3 protein-coding genes and 1 pseudogene are annotated in these 1,545 nt (G+C 63.8%); all 4 read right to left on the bottom strand.

Annotated features, from left to right (window positions below; genetic code table 11):
* Positions 1–182: pseudogene (locus tag EN964_RS34185) on the bottom strand (RNA polymerase subunit sigma-24); the annotation flags it as partial.
* The gene (locus EN964_RS34180) at positions 179–544 is read right to left on the bottom strand and encodes a YciI family protein (protein WP_027037981.1); all 366 of its coding nucleotides are present in this window, start codon (positions 542–544) and stop codon (positions 179–181) included. The pseudogene EN964_RS34185 and the gene EN964_RS34180, both read right to left, overlap by 4 nt.
* A 46-nt stretch (positions 545–590) precedes the next feature.
* A complete protein-coding gene (locus EN964_RS34175) occupies positions 591–1,304 on the bottom strand; it encodes a DUF1428 domain-containing protein (protein WP_127267849.1) in 714 nt (237 codons plus the stop codon).
* Between the two features lie 141 nt (positions 1,305–1,445).
* The coding region (locus EN964_RS34170; protein ID WP_281059595.1) for a small ribosomal subunit Rsm22 family protein at positions 1,446–1,545 on the bottom strand (100 nt) is incomplete at its 5' end.

Here is a 1,545-nt window from a genome sequence, read left to right as displayed (position 1 = left end):
GAATAGGGGTTGGCCGGCACACCCTGGCGCGGCCATTGCTCGGCGGCAGCAGTGAAGGCCTCATGCAAGGCCTCCTCCGCCGCGTCGAAACCGCCGAGCAGGCGGATCAAGGTCGCCAGCACGCGCCGCGCCTCGGTGCGGTAGGCCGCCTCCAGGGCATCGCGGGGGCTGGTGGTGCTCACAGGACCGGCGGCGGCTGGCTGAAGTCGACGACCGGGCGAACTTCGACAAAGCCGATCGTTGCCAGTGGATGGCCGCTCGCCACTCGCACCGCCTCGTTGAGATCGCGGGCCTCGATGACGATGATGCCGCCCAGGATCTCCTTGGTCTCCATGAACGGGCCGTCGACGGTCGACATCTTGCCGTCGCGGACCTGCACGGTCATTGCCTCCTCGGGCAGCACCAGGGCCTCGGCGGTTACGAAGTGGCCGCTGGCTTTGAGCACCTCGTCATATCCGGAGCACTCGGCCAGCACGGCATTGGCCTCCGGGCTGCCGCCGAACAATGTTTTGGGGTGGTAATAGATGAGACAGGCGTAACGCATGGTGGGTTTCCTTTTCCAGGATTGTCGAAAACTAGGGTTCTTGGGATCAGGCGTCGAGGATCGGCGCAAAGCCGCCATGGACCCGGCGCTGGTTGTCGTAGGGCATGGTGTCGGCATACATGCGCGGATCGGCAATCACCTTTTTCCAGGCGTCATCGCGCACCTGCTTCGACGGCCATTCGACCCAGGCATAGACGACGACCTCGTCGCCCGTTGCTTTCACGGCGCCACGGTAGTCGGTGACCTCGCCGTCGGGAACATCGTCGCCCCACGCTTCGACAACGCGGGTTGCGCCGTGTTCCTTGATCACCGCGGCCTGCTTCGTCGCTACGGCAAGGTAGGCCTGCTTGTTGGCGGCCGGCACCGGCACCAGCGAGCCATCGATATAGCCCGTCTTGCCGGTCGTGTTCAGGTCGATGAAGGGCGTGAAGCCACCGATGATCATGCGCTTGCCGTCAAAGGGCATGGAAGCGCCGATCTCCGCCATGCGCGGGTCGCTCATCATCGTCTGATAGGCCGCGTCCGCCGCCGCCTTGTCCGCGTATTCGTGCCATGAAAAGGTGATGACTTCATCCGGCTTTGCCTTCACGGCTCCCTTGAAGTCGGTGATCTTGCCGCCGGGCACGTCGTCGCCCCATCCTTCGACCATGCGGGTGGTGCCGAACTCCTTCAGCACCGATGCCACCTCGGCGACATGCCTGCGGTAAGCTTCCTTGTTGGCGGCGGGCACCGCGGCGACAAATCCTGCGATATAGCTCATTGCGTTTCTCCTATTGGCTGATGCCGTTTGACACTCTTGGCGTCTCGAAAGGTCCGAGAACGCCAATGGTCGAACGGCACGGCCTGGATTCGACATCGCTTCGAAATTTTTCTTCGAGGCGGTCGCAAACGCTGCTGCTGTCTATTCGGAAGCCAGCCTGTCGCCCCAGTCCAGCCGCCGGGCCAGCTTGAAGTCGGCGCCGTCGCGCTTGGTGAACAAGCGCTCGGCGGCGGTGCCGTCG

It is taken from the genome of Mesorhizobium sp. M7A.F.Ca.CA.001.10.2.1 (genome assembly GCF_003998575.1).
Lineage (GTDB): Bacteria > Pseudomonadota > Alphaproteobacteria > Rhizobiales > Rhizobiaceae > Mesorhizobium.
The sequence above is the reverse complement of the archived record's forward strand: the minus strand, read 5'-3'. Positions and strand labels throughout refer to the sequence as shown.